Source organism: Pseudomonas sp. 2995-1 (genome assembly GCF_002742505.1).
In the GTDB taxonomy this organism is placed as follows: Bacteria; Pseudomonadota; Gammaproteobacteria; order Pseudomonadales; family Pseudomonadaceae; genus Aquipseudomonas; species Aquipseudomonas sivasensis.
The window spans coordinates 1-235 of record NZ_LJSA01000132.1 but is presented as its reverse complement, the minus strand read 5'-3'; the positions used below and the strand labels follow the sequence as shown (position 1 = coordinate 235).

At 37.0% G+C, this 235-nt stretch carries 1 protein-coding gene; it reads left to right on the top strand.

Annotation, left to right across the window (positions count from 1 at the left end):
- The coding region (locus AOA61_RS31100; protein WP_218197311.1) for a hypothetical protein at positions 1-235 on the top strand (235 nt) is incomplete at both ends.

Below are 235 nucleotides of genomic sequence, written 5' to 3'. Positions count from 1 at the left end.
ACAAGATGCTGCGAAAAGAACAGGGCTCGTTTACCTCATAGAATATTCCCCAGAAAAATTTGAATCCATTCAGGCAGCAAAAAAAGACCTTGAAAAAACCTTAACAGAACTTGGATTTAATGTGAGATATGTTTCAGAAAACTTTGTTGTTGAGCTTTTAGAGACAGAAGCTACCTCAGATACTGGTGAAGATATCATCACGCCATTTATGCACAGTAATCAAGAATGGCATTAC